Source organism: Paracoccus sp. (in: a-proteobacteria), assembly GCF_046289755.1.
Classification (GTDB): Bacteria; Pseudomonadota; Alphaproteobacteria; order Rhodobacterales; family Rhodobacteraceae; genus Paracoccus.
Genome location: NZ_JBKBVD010000068.1, coordinates 1 through 15,263 on the forward strand (window position 1 = coordinate 1; position 15,263 = coordinate 15,263).

The following is a 15,263-nucleotide window of genomic DNA, read 5'->3' on the forward strand; positions in this document are numbered from 1 at the left end:
GTTAGTGATCGTCCCCGGCATGGGCGCGGTCGATGACAAAGCGCTTGTCGCAATAGCCGCAATCGACGAACCCCATCTCGGGCGAGATCGCCAGCCAGACGCGCGGATGGCCCAGCCCTGCCCCGTCATCGCCGTCGCAGCACACGCGCCAGCGGGTCACCACCTCGGTGACGGGGGCAGGCATCGACAGGGTTTCGGGGCCGGTCTCGGTCGAAAGCGCGTTCTCGGGCGTGACGTGTTCAAGCGGGGGCTGGGTCATGGCTGGCCTTCTTGTGGCGGCTTGCATCATCTGGTCTAACCCCGTTTACGCAGCCCCGCCTGCCTTCGCAAGCCATCCGAGGACCGCACCATGAGCCATGCCATCGAAATCTCGGGCCTGCGCAAGACATATGCCGCGCAGGGCAATGCGCCCGCCAAAGAGGCGCTGAAGGGCATCGACCTGGCCATTCCGGCGGGCAGCATCTTTGGCCTGCTGGGGCCGAATGGCGCGGGCAAGTCCACCATGATCAACATTCTGGCCGGTCTGGTGAACAAGACCGCAGGCCGGGTAACCATCTGGGGGTTCGATCAGGACGTGAACCCGCGCCAGTCGCGCGCCGCCATCGGGGTCATGCCGCAGGAACTGAACATGGACCCGTTCTTTACCCCCCGCGCCAGTCTGGAGGTGCAGGCGGGCCTGTACGGGGTGCCGAAATCGGAGCGCTGGACCGATGAGCTGCTGGCGCTGGTCGGCCTGACCGATCAGGCCAATGCCTATGCGCGCAGCCTGTCGGGGGGGATGAAGCGACGCCTGCTGCTGGCCAAGGCGCTGGTGCATCGCCCGCAGATTCTGGTGCTGGACGAGCCGACGGCAGGCGTGGACATCACCCTGCGCCAGATGCTGTGGGCCAATGTCCGCCGCCTGAACCAGCAGGGCATGACGATCATCCTGACCACCCATTATCTGGAAGAGGCCGAGCAGATGTGCGACGAGATCGCCATCATCAACCATGGCGAGCTGATCGTGCGGCAGAACACCCGCGATCTGCTGGCGCGCACCGATGGCAAGACACTGCTGCTGGACACGGGCGGCCCCGTCGATCTGCCGCCCCTGCCCGAGGGCGCGCGGGCCCTGCGCCGGGCCGACGGGCGGCTGGCGATCAGCTATCCGCCCTCTCTCCTGCGCGCCGACCAGATCATCGACGCGCTGCGGCAGGCGGGCATTCCGATTCTGGACGTCGCCACCGAACAGCCCGATCTGGAACAGGTCTTTGTCGAACTGACCCGCGACTGATCAGGACGCGCGCGGGCCGGGAGGCTGGCAGAGGGGCGCTGCCCCTCGGCCCGTGCCGGGCCTCACCCCGGGATATTTTGCCCAAGGCAAAGGCTCAGTCGCGCAGGCTGACCATCGGGCCCATGACCCTGCCGCCAAGGATGTGCAGGTGGAAATGCGGCACCTCCTGCACGCCATGCGGGCCGGCATTGGTGATGGCGCGGAAGCCCTGACCGCCCTGTTCCAGACCCAGGCCCTCGGCGGCGGCGACCTCGGCGCACAGGCGCATGAAGGCGGCGATCTCGGCGTCCGGGGCATTGGCCGAGAAATCGGCGAAATCGACATAGGCGCCCTTGGGAATCACCAGCACATGCACCGGCGCCTTGGGTGAGATGTCGCGGAAGGCCAGCGCGTGATCGTTTTCGGCCACGCGCTGTGCCGGAATTTCACCGCGCAGGATGCGGGCGAAGATATTGCTGGTATCATAGGCGGGTGCCATCGGTCGTCCTTTCTAGTCTGCAAAGAGATGCGGCGTTCCGGCGATCTGGCGCGCGAGCGCATCGCCCACCCCCAGAAAGCGCGCGATGGTCGCAGCGTTCCGTTCGACCGGAGCGTCTTCGGCCACCGTCGACAGGTGCTGAAAGTCGCTTTCTTTCAGGCGATCGGCCTCGTGATCCAGATCGTCGCGCACCACGGGCAGCAGCCGTTCGATCACATCGCCGGGGGCACTGTCGCTGACCAGCCCGACGCGCATCATATGGCCGCGGATATAGTCGTCATCAAAGCCGCAATCCATGAACAGGATGCGCACCTCGGCCCGGTCGTTGTTCAGATCCGCAATGAGACTGAGCGCCGACGGATCGACGCACAGGACCAGCTGGCTGCTTTCGTACTGATCGAACAACAGCTTGATCAGCGCCCGCCGGTGCCGCTCGCGCTTGGCCAGGGTGGTGGCGACGCCGCCCATGTCGGGCAGACCGGCCTCAAGCTCGTTGAAGATGTAATCCACTGCGGGGATCGGCGTCAGGGCGCGCACGCGGTCGGTCAACCGCTTGGCCACATGCCATTTCTTTGCCACGACAATATTGAGCACCCTGCCCGCCCCAAGCGATCCGTCCTTTTCCCAGAACCGGGGCGCGAATCGGCGACCGATCCGGCCGCGATCCACGAGGAAGGCAAACAGCCGCCGCCCCTCGGCGGTGATGGCGAAATCCTGCCCTTTGGCCTGCCACAACGCGCCCAGCCTTTCGCGCAGATCCAGCGCCTCGGGGCTGATCTTGCGCGCGAACAGATAGTCCTGGCGCAGCAGCAGGTCGTAGTGATCGTTGTAAAAGGTGACCGGCATCCCGTAATCGGTGAATATCAGAAAGGTCAGCGTGCGCGACCGGATCTGCGTCTTGGGCACCAGATGCGACACGAGGGTCTGAAAAAAGGTCTCGTCCGGGATCCAGGTGGTCGCGAAAAATCGCCGGATGTCCGGGCGGTTCTGCACCAGATCAAGGATCGCCTCGACCGTCTGGCGGCGCAGGCACCACCATTGCGACCCGATCATCACCTGCAGATCGCTGGGGATTGCACGCGTCAGGCGAAGCCGCTGCTGGACGTGAAAGCTGGTGTAGAACAGCCATTTCTGCGTGCGTTCGTTGAACCAGTGGCGATAGGTCAGCCGCTCTTCCTTGAAGCCCGTCTTGATCCAGTCGCTTTCGAAGAAATCAAAGCTTTCGATATAGTCGCAATCTTCGGCGTCCAGCCAGTTGCGCGCGAATTCCGCCGATTTCACCGGCATGCAATCGCCCGACAGCATGTAAAAATGCGTGGCCTGCGGAAAGGCGGCTTCGGCGGCCCGCAACGCCTCCAGTGTGGCGGCCACCAGCGACCACTCGCCCCAGCCGCATTTCAGCCGTCGGGCGGCAAATGTGACACCCGGATGATCGCCAAGTGCGTCCCTGAGACGCTGATACATCGCCTGCGGCGCCCGCTTGTCAAAGTGGATCGACACGAAATCGCCGGTTGCCGTCAGCCGTCGCGCCTGTTCGATGACCCCCTCGGGGTCCTTGTGCGTCAGCAGTATGAAGGCTATTCGCGCCATGAATCTTTACAGGCCCCTGGGATGGTCTTGGTACAGGTTGATGTAAGCCGTTGAATCTCTCGTGCAGTTTTGGTTTCTGTGTGTAAACGTTTTTGCCGATGGGGCAAGCAGCACGGCCCTTTTCGCCCAACAGTCGGGTGGTGTGCCAAGTTCGGAGTAGAGTAACGATGGGATTTCCCGGCGTCTGGATGACGGAAAGCGAAAGCATGATCTATCGGGTGGTGCCGAAATGCGCCTGCTCGACCATTGGTCAGATCATGTTCTATTCGGATCATGGCCGGTTTTTCGATGGCGACATTCACGATTCGACCGATGGGCTGCACAAATGGGCGCAAGAGCACAGCCACGCCCCGATCGAGCGCGCCGTCCACGCCCGCGACGCCATCACCTTTACCTGCGTGCGCAATCCCTATGCCCGGATTCTGTCGTCGTTCTTTGACAAGATCGCGGGCATCCAGCGCAACGGGCGCCGCTATCGCGGCAATCTGGTGCCGCAGCTGGTTCAGCGCTACGGCATCGACGTCGGCAGCCCCGAAAACGGGTTCGACTTCGATCAGGTCGCCAGCTTCCGCCGCTTTTTGCTGTTCGCACGCGACACCATCCGGTTCCGCAAGCCGATGGAGCCGGACATTCACTGGTCGGCGATGTCAGGCCACATCTCGACCTTCATCGTGAATGGGGGGCATTACGACCAGATCTTCTTTACCGAGACTTTCAATGACGGCATGCAGAAGGTGCTGGACGCGGCGCAAACCCGTGTCGCGCTGGATCTGGCCGAGGTGCCGCGCTTCAACGAATCCGAAGGGCACGGCCCCAAGCGCGCGCATAAGGTCAGCGAGTATTTCGACGATCTGTCGCGCCACCTGATCTGGGAAATCTACAAGGATGATTTCCAGCTGTTCCGCTATGATTTTGACAATCCGGACAACAAGTTCCCCGTCGGCGAGGTTGATCTGGACGAGGTTCACGCCAAGCTGGGCCGCTAACCGCCACGGGCGACCCAGCCCCCAGCGCGGCCGGGTCATTCCGAAAGATCGACGGGCATTAAAAAAAACGGCGCCTCCCTTGCAGGGGCGCCGCTCGTCTGACCGGTGCAGAACAGGTCAGAGGCTGCGGATCAGACCGCGCCCTTGATGAAGGTCACCGCATCGCCGACGGTCTGGATGGTTTCGGCAGCGTCATCGGGGATCTCGATCCCGAACTCTTCCTCGAAAGCCATGACCAGCTCGACGGTGTCGAGGCTGTCGGCGCCCAGATCGTCGATGAACGAAGCGGTTTCGACCACTTTGTCCTCATCGACACCCAGATGCTCGACCACGATCTTTTTCACGCGATCAGCGATATCGCTCATGTCATATCCTCATTGTCGCGGGCATCCGCCCATGTTTGCACGGTCCCGAAGGCCCGGTTCAGCACAGGGCGGTTCCCCTGCTGCTAAAGGCGGGGATATAGCACCCGAGAACCCTCATGCAACCGCTTTTGCACAGCCGCGTGATGGCGGGCATCCGGACGCCCCCGCCTCAGATCATCGCCATGCCGCCATTCACGTGCAGCGTGGCGCCGGTGACATAGCCCGCCTGCGGGCTGGCCAGATACAGAACCGCCGCCGCAATATCGGCGGGGCTGCCCATCTGCCCGGCGGGAATCTGGGTCAGGATCTTGCCCTTCTGATCCTCGGTCAGCTTGTCGGTCATGGCGGTGGCGATAAAGCCCGGTGCCACGCAGTTCACGGTGATGCCCCGGCTGGCCACCTCATAGGCCAGCGATTTGGACATGCCGACCAGCCCGGCCTTGGCCGCGGCATAATTGCCCTGGCCCGGATTGCCCGTCGTCCCCACGACCGAGGTGATATTCACGATCCGCCCCCAGCGCGCCTTCATCATGCCGCGCAGAACCCCGCGCGACAGCTTGAACACGCTGGTCAGGTTCACATCCAGCACCTGCGCCCATTCCTCGTCGGACATGCGCATGAACAGGTTGTCGCGGGTGATGCCCGCATTGTTGACCAGAATATCGACCGAGCCCATCGCCTCGGCCGCGGCCTTCGGCAGCGCCAGCACCGCCTCCGGGTCGCCCAGATTGGCGGTCACGACATGCGCCCGCCCGCCCAGCTTTTCGGCCAGCTCGCGCAAGGGCGCCTCGCGCGTGCCCGACAGGGCCACCGTGGCCCCGGCGGCATGCAACGTCTCGGCCACCGCACCGCCGATCCCACCCGAGGCGCCCGTCACCAGCGCCGTCTTCCCCGTCAGATCGAACATCCCAAGCCCCTTCTTCTTCATTCAAATATCCCGGGGTCCGGGGCAGCGCCCCGGTCCGCCCTCAGCCCTTCAGCGCCGCAATATCGCCCGGAACGCCGACATTCCTGACCGTCACGTCTTTCGCGATCCGCTTGATCATCCCCGACAGCGCCTTGCCCGCCCCGATTTCCCAGAACTCGGTCACGCCCGCCTCGGCCATATTGGCGATGGATTCGCGCCAGCGCACCGTGCCGGTCACCTGCTCGACCAGCAGCCGCCGGATTGCGCCCGGCTCGATCACCGCCTCGGCGCGCACATTGGCGATCAGCGGCACGGCGGGCGGCTGAATATCCACCGCCGCCAGCGCATCGGCCATCACCGCCGCCGCAGGCTGCATCAGCACCGAATGGAACGGCGCCGACACCGGCAGCATCAGGGCCCGCCTGGCGCCCGCAGCCTTCAGCGCCTCGGCCGCACGCTCGACCGCGGCCTTGTGGCCTGAAATCACCACCTGACCCGGATCGTTGTCATTGGCGGCCTGCACCACCTCATCGCCCGCCACCTCGCGCACGATCCGGTCGACCGTCTCGAAATCCAGCCCCAGGATCGCGGCCATGGCGCCGATGCCGACCGGCACGGCCTCCTGCATGGCCTGCCCGCGCATCCGCAGCAGCCGCGCCGTATCCGACAGCGCCAGCGCGCCCGCCGCACACAGGGCCGAATACTCGCCAAGCGAATGACCGGCCACGAAATTGGCGTCCATGATGTTGATGCCCTCGGCCTCCAGCGCGCGGAAGGCCGCGATCGAGGTGGCCATCAGCGCGGGCTGGGCGTTCTGCGTCAGGGTCAGCGTGTCGGCATCCCCCTCCCAGATCAGGGCGGACAGCTTCTCGCCCAGAGCCTCGTCAACCTCGTCAAACACGTCGCGCGCGGCTGGATAGGCCGCCGCCAGATCGCGGCCCATGCCGATGGTCTGCGCACCTTGCCCCGGAAACACGAATGCCCGCATGGGGGTCTCCCTGAAATCATTGCATTGCACTTGGGCATAGCGCCTGCGCGACCCTGCCGCAACCAAAGCCCGCAAGCGAAGCCCGCAGCCAAAGCCCGCAGCGGCCCGCGCAAAGAAAAAGGGGACCGCAAGGCCCCCTTTCACCGCAATTCATCAGGTGGAACGGTCTCAGCCGACCAGTTCAAGGCCCGAGAAGAAGAACGCGATCTCTTCCGCAGCCGTTTCCGGCGCGTCCGAACCGTGGACCGAGTTCTCGCCGACCGACAGCGCGAATTCCTTGCGGATGGTGCCGGCATCGGCCTGTGCCGGGTTGGTGGCGCCCATCACTTCGCGGTTCTTGGCAATGGCGCCTTCGCCTTCCAGCACCTGCACGACGACCGGCTCGGACGCCATGAACTCGACCAGTTCGCCATAGAAAGGGCGGTCCTTGTGGACTTCGTAGAACTTGCCCGCCTGCTCGGCCGACAGCTTGATGCGCTTTTGTGCAACGATGCGCAGACCGGCATCCTCGAACTTGGCGTTGATCTTGCCGGTCAGGTTGCGGCGGGTCGCGTCGGGCTTGATGATGGAAAGCGTGCGTTCGAGGGCCATGGGTCTCACCTTGTCTGTTGGGGGCGGGTCCGGCCCGCCTGCCGTGATCCGCGCCCGGTTAGCAGGCTTGCCCGCAACCGGCAAGGCCAGCGCACAGCCCCCGCACGGAACCGCCAGCGGCGCCGGGCGCTTATGTGGCTGCGGGGGCATGCGTCCCGGCCTTGTTCACAACCGGGACCGTTGAATGTCAGACATCACGCCACCGCCCGCCACCCTGCCCCAAACCCGACCCGAGACGCCGGCGCCGCACCGTGCGATCACCATCAGCACACTGATCGCGGCGCTGTCGCTGGTCGTGCTGGCGGCGGCAATCGCCTTCTGGTCGCATGTGCTGCTGCTGACCTTCGGCGCCATCCTGCTGGCCATTGCATTGCGCGCAGGGGCGCGGGCGCTGCACCGGCTGCTGGGGCTCAATGTCAAGATCGGCGTGCTGGTCGTGCTGCTGGCGGTGATCGGCGTGCTTGCGGGGATCGTGCGGCTGGCGGGCCCCGCCGTGTCCGAGCAGTTCAGCCAGCTGATCGAAGGCATCCCCGAATCATGGGAGATGCTGAACGACTGGATCTCGGGCACCTTCGTGGGCGATGCGGTCGAGGATCAGCTGGAGGACGGTGGCGATCTGGGCGGCAGCGCCGCCGAGATGGCGCAGCGCCTGCCCGATCTGTTCAGCACCCTGTCGGGCGCCTTGAACGCCACGATCGGCGGGGTGTCTTCGGTCATTCTGATGCTGGTCGTCGCGCTGTATGTGGCGCTGGAGGCCGAGCGTTACCGGGGGGGCGCGGTCATGCTTGTCCCGATCCGCCACCGCCCGCGCGCCGGGCAGATCCTGGACGAGATGGGCCACAAGCTGGGCCTGTGGATGGGCGGTCAGGCGCTGGACATGCTGGCCGTCGCCGTCATGGCGGGGATCGGGCTGTGGCTTTTGGGTGTGCCGCTGGCGTTCCTGCTGGCGCTGATCGCGGGGCTGACCAACATCGTGCCGATCATCGGGCCGTTCGTGTCGGGGGCCATCGCGGTGCTGTTTTCGCTGACGCAGGGCTTTGATCTGGCGGTTCAGGTGGCGATCCTGTTCGTCGTCATCCAGGTGATCGACGGCGAGATCATCCTGCCGCTGATCCAGCGCTATGCCGTCAGCCTGCCGCCCGCCATGACCGTCATCGCCATCATGGCCTTCAGCAGCCTGTTCGGCATTGTCGGTGTCCTGTTGGCCACCCCGCTGCTTGTCGTGGCCATCGTCCTTGTCCGCCGGGTCTATGTCGAGGATGTGCTGGGCGACGAACTGGACTGACCTGCGGGCGGCGGCTTTCCGCCCGCCGCCACGGCGATGTTGACGCCTTCGCGTTTCCGACACATGGATAGGCTAACCTGGCACGATATCCGCCAGAGGGTGCCATGACGATGCAGCCGATCCACAAGGGCCAATACCGCGCCAGACTGGCCGAAACGCCGCAGGATCTGCGCGCCGCGCAGCGCCTGCGCTGGATCTGCTTTCACGCCCGCAACGGCGAGGCCGATGACGGTCAGGTTCTGGACACCGACGATCTGGATGCAGAATGCCAGCATATGCTGGTCGAGGACGTGCAGACCGGCGCGCTGGTCTGTTGTTTCCGGTTCCTGCCTCTGACCGACGGATCGCAGATCGCGCGCAGCTATTCCGCCCAGTTCTATGACCTGCGCGCGCTTGAGGGCTTTGACGGTCCCATGGTCGAGATGGGCCGCTTCTGCATCCACCCGGACCGCCACGACCCCAATATCGTGCGAATCGCATGGGCCGCCATGACCCGGTTCGTCGCCGAAAGCGGCGTCGAGATGCTGTTCGGCTGCTCCAGCTTTTTCGGCTGCGAGCCCGAGCCCCATGCCGAAGCCTTCACCATGCTCAAGGAACGCCATCTGGCGCCGCGCCGCTGGTGGCCGCGCGTCAAGGCGCCAAGCGTGTTCCGGTTTGCCCGCGCCCTGCGCCTGCGCAAGCCCGACCCCAAGCGCGCCATGGCCGCCATGCCGCCGCTGCTGCGCAGCTATCTGGCGATGGGCGGCTGGGTCAGCGACCATGCCGTGGTCGACCCGGTGCTGCGCACCATGCATGTCTTCACCGGGCTTGAGATTCGCGCCATCCCCCCGGCCCGCAAGCGGCTGTTGCAGGCGATGCTGAGCCAGCCCGCCTGACGATACCTGAGGCGTTCGGTCGCCGCCCGCAGCGCAGGCACGATGCGCATTATTTCGGCAAATTCACCCTTCCTGCCCGCAAGAGGGGCAGCAATCGACCCACATCACATTGACCTTGCCCGGCTTGCGCCGCCCTCTGCCCATATGTTCGACACAACGCCCCCCAGTTCCAGAATGCAGCGCAGCCGGGGTGCCGCGCATGTCGTGATGGGTCCGCGCGGTCTTGTGGATCTGGCGCAGCAGGGCTCGGCCAAGGCGATGCTGCCGCGGATGACGGCGGGTCTGCCCGAAATCGTGTTTCTGAACACCTCGGGCGGGCTGGCCTCGGACGACCGGCTGCGCTTTGGGGTCGATCTGCGTGCGGGCACCCGCGCCCTTGCCACCACCCAGACCGCCGAGCGCGCCTATCGCGCCACCACCGGCCCGGCACGCGCCGAGGTGGCGCTGAGCGTTGCGGCGGGCGGCTGGCTGGACTGGCTGCCGCAGGAAACCATCCTCTTTGACGGCGCCCGGCTGGAACGCGAAACGACCGTCGATCTGGCCCCCGATGCGGGCTGCCTGCTGCTGGAAATGCTGGTGCTGGGCCGTCTGGCCATGGGCGAGCGTCCGACCGCCCTGCATCTGCGCGATCGCCGCATCGTGCGCCGTGCGGGCCGCGTCGTGCACCATGACGCGCTTGCGCTGGACGACGCGACCCTGCCGCGCATGGGCGGCCCGGCGCTGACCGGCGGCGCGCCCGCGCTGGCCACCATGGCGATGATCGCCCCCCATGCCCCCGACCTGCTGGACCGCGCCCGCGCCGTGCTGGACGAGCCGGGCGTGCAGGCTGCGGCCAGCGCGCCCCCCGGACGGCTGGTGATCCGCCTGCTGGCGGTTGACGGCTGGCCGCTGCGCCGTCAGATCAACCGGTTGCTGACTGTCCTCCGCCCCGACCCTCTTCCCCGTATCTGGCAGGTCTGACATGAACCTATCCCCCCGCGAACGCGAGAAACTGCTGGTCTCGGTCGCCGCCATGGTCGCCCGAGGCCGCCTGTCGCGCGGCGTCAAGCTGAACCACCCCGAAGCCATCGCCCTGATCACCGATTTCGTGGTCGAGGGCGCACGAGACGGCCGCACGGTCGCCGACCTGATGCAGGCGGGCGGGCATGTGATCACCGCCGATCAGTGCATGCCCGGCATCCCCGACATGATCGAATCGGTGCAGGTCGAGGCCACCTTTCCCGACGGCACCAAACTGGTCACCGTCCACCACCCCATCCGTCAGGAGGCCTGAATGAAACGCCTGCTCCTTCTCCCCGCCCTGCTGGCGCCCTCGGTCGCGCTGGCCCATCCCGGCCATGACCATGACACCGGCCAGTTCATCTATGGCATCGCCCACCCGGTCGGCGGCGCCGATCACCTGCTGGCGATGGTCGCGCTTGGCTTCCTGGCCTCCCAGCTGGGCGGGCGGGCCATCTGGGCGCTGCCGCTGACCTTCGTCGCCGCCATGGTTGCGGGCGGCGCGATGGGGGCGGGCGGGATGGCCTTTCCGGCGGTCGAACCGATGATTCTGGCCTCGGTGGTGATCCTCGGCGTGCTGGTGGCGATGGCCGCCCGGTTGCCGCTGGCGGTGCTGGTGCCGATGGTCGCGGTCTTTGGCGCGGCCCATGGCTGGGCGCATGGCGCCGAGGGTCCGACGACCGGGCTGGCACTCTATGCGGCGGGGTTTGCGCTGGGGACGATGGCGCTGCACCTGGCGGGCATCGGCCTGGGGCGCCTGCTGTCGCGGGGGGTGGAGTTGCGCGTGATGGGCGGCGCCGCCTCGGTCGCAGGCTTGTTTCTGGCCTTCGGAGGCTGAGATGATCCCCGGAGAGATCCTGACCCCCGATGGTGACATCCGCCTGAACGAGGGCCGCGAGACGATCACTCTGATGATCGCCAATACCGGCGACCGCCCCATTCAGGTCGGCAGCCACTATCATTTCGCCGAGACCAACCCGGCGCTGGATTTTGACCGCGCCGCCGCGCGCGGCATGCGGCTGGCGATCCCCGCCGGCACCGCCGTCCGGTTCGAGCCGGGCCAGTCGCGCGAGGTCACTCTGGTCGGCTACGCGGGCAACCGCATCGTGCAGGGCTTTCGCGGCCAGATCATGGGGGCGCTATGACCACGCTGTCACGGGCCGATTACGCGGGTCTTTATGGTCCCACCAAGGGCGACCGCATCCGTCTGGCCGATACCGAGATCATCATCGAGGTCGAACGCGACCTGACCATCCCGGGAGAGGAGGTCAAGTTCGGCGGCGGCAAGGTCGTGCGCGACGGGATGGGTCAGTCTCAGGTCACCCGCGACGGCGGGGCGATGGATACCGTCATCACCGGCGTCGTGGTCTTTGACCATCAGGGCATCACCAAGGCCGATGTGGGCCTGAAAGACGGGCTGATCGCGGGCATCGGCAAGGCGGGCAACCCCGACACCCAGCCCGGCGTGACCCTCATCATCGGCCCCGCCACCGAGATCATCGCAGGTGAAGGCCGCATCCTGACGCCCGGCGGGTTCGACTGCCACATCCACTTCATCTGCCCCCAGCAGGTCGATCACGCCCTGCATTCGGGCATCACCACCATTCTGGGCGGCGGCACCGGCCCCGCCCATGGCACGCTGGCCACCACCTGCACGCCCGGCCCGTGGCACATCGCCCGCATGCTGGAGGCCTGCGCCGACCTGCCCGTCAATGTGGGCATCGCCGCCAAGGGCAACTCATCGGTCCCCGCGCCGCTGATCGAACAGGTCCGCGCGGGCGCCTGCGCCCTGAAGCTGCACGAGGATTGGGGCACCACCCCCGCCGCCATCGACAACTGCCTGACCGTGGCCGATCAGATGGACGTGCAGGTGATGATCCACACCGACACGCTGAACGAATCGGGGTTCGTCGAGGATACGATGGCCGCCATCGCGGGCCGCACCATCCACGCCTATCACACCGAGGGCGCGGGCGGCGGCCATGCCCCCGACATCATGCGCATGGTGGGGATGGCCAACGTGCTGCCCTCATCCACCAACCCGACGCGGCCCTATACGGCCAACACGGTCGAAGAGCATCTGGACATGCTGATGGTGTGTCACCATCTGGACCGCCGCGTGCCCGAAGATGTCTCATTTGCCGAATCCCGCATCCGCCGTGAGACGATCGCCGCCGAGGATATCCTGCACGATCTGGGCGCGTTTTCGGTGATTTCCTCGGACAGTCAGGCGATGGGCCGGATCGGCGAGGTCATCATTCGCACCTGGCAGACGGCATCCAAGATGCGCCAGCAGCGCGGCCGACTGCCCGAGGAACAGGGCGACAACGACAACCTGCGCGCGCGGCGCTATATCGCGAAATACACGATCAACCCGGCGGTGGCGCATGGGATCAGTGCCCATATCGGCTCGGTCACGCCGGGCAAGCGCGCCGATCTGGTGCTGTGGTCGCCCGCCTTCTTCGCCGCCAAGCCCGAGATGGTGCTGGTGGGCGGCCTGATCAGCGTGGCGCAGATGGGCGATCCCAACGGCTCGATCCCGGTGCAGCCGATGTTCTCGCGGCCCATGTGGGGGCATACGCGCCGCGCCTCGGCGCTGTTTGTGTCGAAAGCGGGGCTGGAGGACGGGGCGGCAAGCGCGCTGTCCAAGACCCTGATCGCGGTCGAGCACACCCGCGACATCGGCAAGGCGGACATGGTGCTGAACGACGCCCTGCCCGAAATCGAAGTCGATCCCGAGACCTACGAGGTCCGCGCCGATGGACAATTGTTAACCTGCGAGCCGGCGACGGAACTGCCGCTGGCTCAGCGCTATTTCCTCTTCTGAGGGAGGAGACCACCATGACCGCAACTGCTCATAGCATTACCCGCAACGCGCCCGCGCCCTTTGATGGCGAGGTGCTGCTGGATTACGAGGGCCGCCTGCTGCGCCGCAAACGCATGGCCTGCGAGGGGGGCGATTTCATGATCGACCTGCCCGAGGTCACCAGTCTGGACGATGGCGATGTTTTTGAACTGTCCGACGGGCGCCAGATCGTCGTGCGCGCCGCGCCCGAGCCGGTTCTGGTCGTGCGCGGCCATCTGGCGCGGCTCGCCTGGCATATCGGCAACCGCCACACCCCCTGCCGGATCGAGGCCGACCGGCTGATCATCCGTCAGGATCATGTGCTGGAGGCGATGCTGAAAAAGCTGGGGGCCAATATCACCCGCAAGGACATGCCGTTCCGCCCCGAAGGCGGCGCCTATGGCCATGGCCGCACCTTTGGCCATGATCACGGCCATGGCGACGGGCATTCCCACGCGCAGATGCCGTCTCATCCGCACAGCCATGGGCATGACCACCTCGCCCATGATCACGCCTGACCTCGCACGCCTGCGGCTTGCGCAATACCTGTCGCCCGCCTTTCCGGTGGGCGGCTTTGCGTGGTCGCAGGGGCTGGAATACGCGATGGATCAGGGGCTGGTCACGCGCGCGACGCTGCCGCAATGGCTGGCCGACTGGCTGGATCACGGCGCGGGCCGCACCGATGCGGTGCTGCTGGCGCTGGCCCTGCGCCCCGGTGCCGATCTTGCGGCGCTGGACGATCTGGCCCGCGCCGCCTGCCTGACCCGCCAGCGCCTGACCGAAACGGTCGAGCAGGGCACCGCCTTTGCCGCCAACCTCAGCGCGCTGACCGGCGCCCTTCATCCGCCCGCCGCCCTGCCCGTGGCCCTTGGCCGCGCCTGCGCCGCCCTGCCCCTGCCCGCGCCCGAGATCATCGCCGCCTCTCTGCAATCGCAGGCCGCCACCCTGATCAGCGCCGCCGTGCGCTTTCTGCCGCTTGGACCCGTTGAGGGGCAGCGGATGCTGGCCGCCTTGCACCCCGCGATCCTGAGGCGCGCCGCAGACAGCGCCACCGCGACCGAGGCGGACCTTGCCAGCGCCGCATGGGGCGCCGACATTGCCGCCATGCGCCACGAAACCATGACAACAAGGATTTTCCGCTCATGAGCCTCAACGGACCACTGCGCGTCGGCATCGGCGGCCCCGTCGGTGCGGGCAAGACCACGCTGACCGAACAGCTGGCCCGCGCGCTGGCCCCCCGCCTGTCGATGGCGGTGATCACCAATGACATCTACACGCGCGAGGATGCCGAGGCGCTGATGCGCGCGCAGGTCCTGCCCGCAGACCGCATCCGGGGCGTGGAAACCGGCGGCTGCCCGCATACCGCGATCCGCGAGGATGCCAGCATCAACCTGGCCGCCATCGCCGATCTGAACGCGGCCTTCCCGGATCTGGAGCTGATCCTGATCGAATCCGGGGGTGACAATCTGGCGGCGACCTTCAGCCCGGAACTGGCCGATCTGACCATCTATGTCATCGACACGGCGGCGGGTCAGGACATCCCCCGCAAGCGCGGACCGGGGCTGGCGCGATCCGATCTGCTGGTCGTGAACAAGACCGATCTGGCCCCCCATGTCGGTGTTGATGCGGTGCAGCTTGAAAAAGATGCACGCTCTGCAAGAGGTGCCCGTCCGGTGATCATGGCGCAGTTGCGGCATGGCGCCGGAGTGGCCGAGATCGTCGATTTCCTGATCGAGCAGGGCGGGTTGACCCCTCGGGCGGCCTGAGACTGCCCATAATGCAGGCAGATGGCCCTCCGTCTGCCTGCGTCGGTGACACGGGCTGCGCCGACCGCCCGATTGGTGCCCGAATCCTGTCCACATTCCTGTTTTCGGATTTTTCTGCTGATGCGAGGGCGCCGCGCCTTCCAAGAAAACAGACAGGGACACCGGCCCACGCGCCGGGGGGAATAGGGAAACGATGACCAGGCTGACCAAGATCCTGATGATGACCAGCGCCCTGACGCTGGCCCACACCGCCCACGCACAGGAAGGCGAGCCGATCAAGATCGGCGTGCTGCATTCGCTGTCGGGCACGATGGC

Annotated in this window: 19 protein-coding genes; 12 read left to right on the forward strand and 7 right to left on the reverse strand. The window is 66.3% G+C overall.

The window, feature by feature from the left end:
• Position 1: 1 nt before the first annotated feature.
• Positions 2-190 (reverse strand): zinc-finger domain-containing protein, encoded by a 189-nt coding sequence (locus tag ACK41U_RS17455; protein WP_409683015.1) that lies wholly within the window; start codon positions 188-190, stop codon positions 2-4.
• A gap of 159 nt (positions 191-349) precedes the next feature.
• Between ACK41U_RS17455 and ACK41U_RS17460 the strand changes: the two genes are divergently transcribed.
• On the forward strand, positions 350-1,273 hold the full coding sequence (locus tag ACK41U_RS17460) for an ABC transporter ATP-binding protein (RefSeq protein WP_409682970.1): 924 nt from the start codon (positions 350-352) through the stop codon (positions 1,271-1,273).
• Positions 1,274-1,367: 94 nt separating this feature from the next.
• Here the strand turns inward: ACK41U_RS17460 and ACK41U_RS17465 are convergent, their stop codons facing one another.
• Positions 1,368-1,751 (reverse strand): HIT domain-containing protein, encoded by a 384-nt coding sequence (locus ACK41U_RS17465; RefSeq protein ID WP_409682973.1) that lies wholly within the window; start codon positions 1,749-1,751, stop codon positions 1,368-1,370.
• Between the two features lie 12 nt (positions 1,752-1,763).
• Positions 1,764-3,341, reverse strand: a complete 1,578-nt coding sequence (locus ACK41U_RS17470) for a DUF5928 domain-containing protein (protein ID WP_409682975.1) — start codon at positions 3,339-3,341, stop codon at positions 1,764-1,766.
• Between the two features lie 167 nt (positions 3,342-3,508).
• Here ACK41U_RS17470 and ACK41U_RS17475 point away from each other — a divergent pair, with 167 nt between their 5' ends.
• A complete protein-coding gene (locus ACK41U_RS17475; protein ID WP_409682978.1) occupies positions 3,509-4,327 on the forward strand; it encodes a sulfotransferase family protein in 819 nt (272 codons plus the stop codon).
• 131 nt (positions 4,328-4,458) lie between these two features.
• Here the strand turns inward: ACK41U_RS17475 and ACK41U_RS17480 are convergent, their stop codons facing one another.
• From ACK41U_RS17480 to ndk, 4 genes are all read right to left on the reverse strand, one after another.
• Entirely contained in the window at positions 4,459-4,692 is a 234-nt protein-coding gene (locus tag ACK41U_RS17480; RefSeq protein WP_136856302.1) for an acyl carrier protein, read from the reverse strand.
• Between the two features lie 169 nt (positions 4,693-4,861).
• Positions 4,862-5,599 carry a 3-oxoacyl-ACP reductase FabG gene (gene fabG, locus ACK41U_RS17485; RefSeq protein WP_409682981.1) on the reverse strand — a complete coding sequence of 246 codons (738 nt, stop codon included), beginning with the start codon at positions 5,597-5,599 and terminating at the stop codon, positions 4,862-4,864.
• Positions 5,600-5,660: 61 nt separating this feature from the next.
• Positions 5,661-6,587 (reverse strand): ACP S-malonyltransferase, encoded by a 927-nt coding sequence (gene fabD / locus ACK41U_RS17490; RefSeq protein ID WP_409682983.1) that lies wholly within the window; start codon positions 6,585-6,587, stop codon positions 5,661-5,663.
• Positions 6,588-6,755: 168 nt separating this feature from the next.
• The gene (ndk, locus tag ACK41U_RS17495) at positions 6,756-7,178 is read right to left on the reverse strand and encodes a nucleoside-diphosphate kinase (protein WP_409682986.1); all 423 of its coding nucleotides are present in this window, start codon (positions 7,176-7,178) and stop codon (positions 6,756-6,758) included.
• 184 nt (positions 7,179-7,362) lie between these two features.
• Here ndk and ACK41U_RS17500 point away from each other — a divergent pair, with 184 nt between their 5' ends.
• From ACK41U_RS17500 to ureG, 10 genes are all read left to right on the forward strand, one after another.
• Positions 7,363-8,463 (forward strand): AI-2E family transporter, encoded by a 1,101-nt coding sequence (locus ACK41U_RS17500; RefSeq protein ID WP_409682989.1) that lies wholly within the window; start codon positions 7,363-7,365, stop codon positions 8,461-8,463.
• 110 nt (positions 8,464-8,573) lie between these two features.
• Positions 8,574-9,338 carry a GNAT family N-acetyltransferase gene (locus ACK41U_RS17505; protein WP_409683018.1) on the forward strand — a complete coding sequence of 255 codons (765 nt, stop codon included), beginning with the start codon at positions 8,574-8,576 and terminating at the stop codon, positions 9,336-9,338.
• A gap of 144 nt (positions 9,339-9,482) precedes the next feature.
• A complete protein-coding gene (locus tag ACK41U_RS17510) occupies positions 9,483-10,298 on the forward strand; it encodes an urease accessory protein UreD (protein ID WP_409682992.1) in 816 nt (271 codons plus the stop codon).
• Position 10,299: 1 nt separating this feature from the next.
• The gene (locus tag ACK41U_RS17515; protein ID WP_409682995.1) at positions 10,300-10,611 is read left to right on the forward strand and encodes an urease subunit gamma; all 312 of its coding nucleotides are present in this window, start codon (positions 10,300-10,302) and stop codon (positions 10,609-10,611) included.
• Positions 10,612-11,175, forward strand: coding sequence for a HupE/UreJ family protein (locus tag ACK41U_RS17520; RefSeq protein WP_409682998.1), 564 nt, complete (start codon positions 10,612-10,614; stop codon positions 11,173-11,175).
• 1 nt (position 11,176) lies between these two features.
• Positions 11,177-11,482, forward strand: coding sequence for an urease subunit beta (locus ACK41U_RS17525; protein ID WP_409683001.1), 306 nt, complete (start codon positions 11,177-11,179; stop codon positions 11,480-11,482).
• Positions 11,479-13,164: an urease subunit alpha gene (gene ureC / locus ACK41U_RS17530; RefSeq protein WP_409683004.1), complete on the forward strand. Its 1,686-nt coding sequence runs from the start codon at positions 11,479-11,481 to the stop codon at positions 13,162-13,164. The genes ACK41U_RS17525 and ureC overlap by 4 nt, the downstream gene beginning before the upstream one ends.
• Before the next feature lie 14 nt (positions 13,165-13,178).
• On the forward strand, positions 13,179-13,700 hold the full coding sequence (locus ACK41U_RS17535; RefSeq protein WP_409683007.1) for an urease accessory protein UreE: 522 nt from the start codon (positions 13,179-13,181) through the stop codon (positions 13,698-13,700).
• Complete coding sequence (locus ACK41U_RS17540) at positions 13,672-14,328, forward strand: urease accessory protein UreF (RefSeq protein WP_409683010.1); 657 nt, start codon at positions 13,672-13,674, stop codon at positions 14,326-14,328. The genes ACK41U_RS17535 and ACK41U_RS17540 overlap by 29 nt, the downstream gene beginning before the upstream one ends.
• Complete coding sequence (gene ureG / locus ACK41U_RS17545; protein ID WP_409683012.1) at positions 14,325-14,948, forward strand: urease accessory protein UreG; 624 nt, start codon at positions 14,325-14,327, stop codon at positions 14,946-14,948. Before ACK41U_RS17540 ends, ureG begins: the two co-directional genes overlap by 4 nt.
• Positions 14,949-15,263: the final 315 nt, after the last annotated feature.

Bases quoted from the DNA above. Each gene is read 5' to 3' on its own strand.
- ACK41U_RS17460 (WP_409682970.1), top strand. From the start codon at position 350: ATGAGCCATGCCATCGAAATCTCGGGCCTGCGCAAGACATATGCCGCG.
- ACK41U_RS17465 (WP_409682973.1), bottom strand. From the start codon at position 1,751: ATGGCACCCGCCTATGATACCAGCAATATCTTCGCCCGCATCCTGCGC.
- ACK41U_RS17470 (WP_409682975.1), bottom strand. From the start codon at position 3,341: ATGGCGCGAATAGCCTTCATACTGCTGACGCACAAGGACCCCGAGGGG.
- ACK41U_RS17475 (WP_409682978.1), top strand. From the start codon at position 3,509: ATGGGATTTCCCGGCGTCTGGATGACGGAAAGCGAAAGCATGATCTAT.
- ACK41U_RS17480 (WP_136856302.1), bottom strand. From the start codon at position 4,692: ATGAGCGATATCGCTGATCGCGTGAAAAAGATCGTGGTCGAGCATCTG.
- fabG (WP_409682981.1), bottom strand. From the start codon at position 5,599: ATGTTCGATCTGACGGGGAAGACGGCGCTGGTGACGGGCGCCTCGGGT.
- fabD (WP_409682983.1), bottom strand. From the start codon at position 6,587: ATGCGGGCATTCGTGTTTCCGGGGCAAGGTGCGCAGACCATCGGCATG.
- ndk (WP_409682986.1), bottom strand. From the start codon at position 7,178: ATGGCCCTCGAACGCACGCTTTCCATCATCAAGCCCGACGCGACCCGC.
- ACK41U_RS17500 (WP_409682989.1), top strand. From the start codon at position 7,363: ATGTCAGACATCACGCCACCGCCCGCCACCCTGCCCCAAACCCGACCC.
- ACK41U_RS17505 (WP_409683018.1), top strand. From the start codon at position 8,574: ATGCAGCCGATCCACAAGGGCCAATACCGCGCCAGACTGGCCGAAACG.
- ACK41U_RS17510 (WP_409682992.1), top strand. From the start codon at position 9,483: ATGTTCGACACAACGCCCCCCAGTTCCAGAATGCAGCGCAGCCGGGGT.
- ACK41U_RS17515 (WP_409682995.1), top strand. From the start codon at position 10,300: ATGAACCTATCCCCCCGCGAACGCGAGAAACTGCTGGTCTCGGTCGCC.
- ACK41U_RS17520 (WP_409682998.1), top strand. From the start codon at position 10,612: ATGAAACGCCTGCTCCTTCTCCCCGCCCTGCTGGCGCCCTCGGTCGCG.
- ACK41U_RS17525 (WP_409683001.1), top strand. From the start codon at position 11,177: ATGATCCCCGGAGAGATCCTGACCCCCGATGGTGACATCCGCCTGAAC.
- ureC (WP_409683004.1), top strand. From the start codon at position 11,479: ATGACCACGCTGTCACGGGCCGATTACGCGGGTCTTTATGGTCCCACC.
- ACK41U_RS17535 (WP_409683007.1), top strand. From the start codon at position 13,179: ATGACCGCAACTGCTCATAGCATTACCCGCAACGCGCCCGCGCCCTTT.
- ACK41U_RS17540 (WP_409683010.1), top strand. From the start codon at position 13,672: ATGACCACCTCGCCCATGATCACGCCTGACCTCGCACGCCTGCGGCTT.
- ureG (WP_409683012.1), top strand. From the start codon at position 14,325: ATGAGCCTCAACGGACCACTGCGCGTCGGCATCGGCGGCCCCGTCGGT.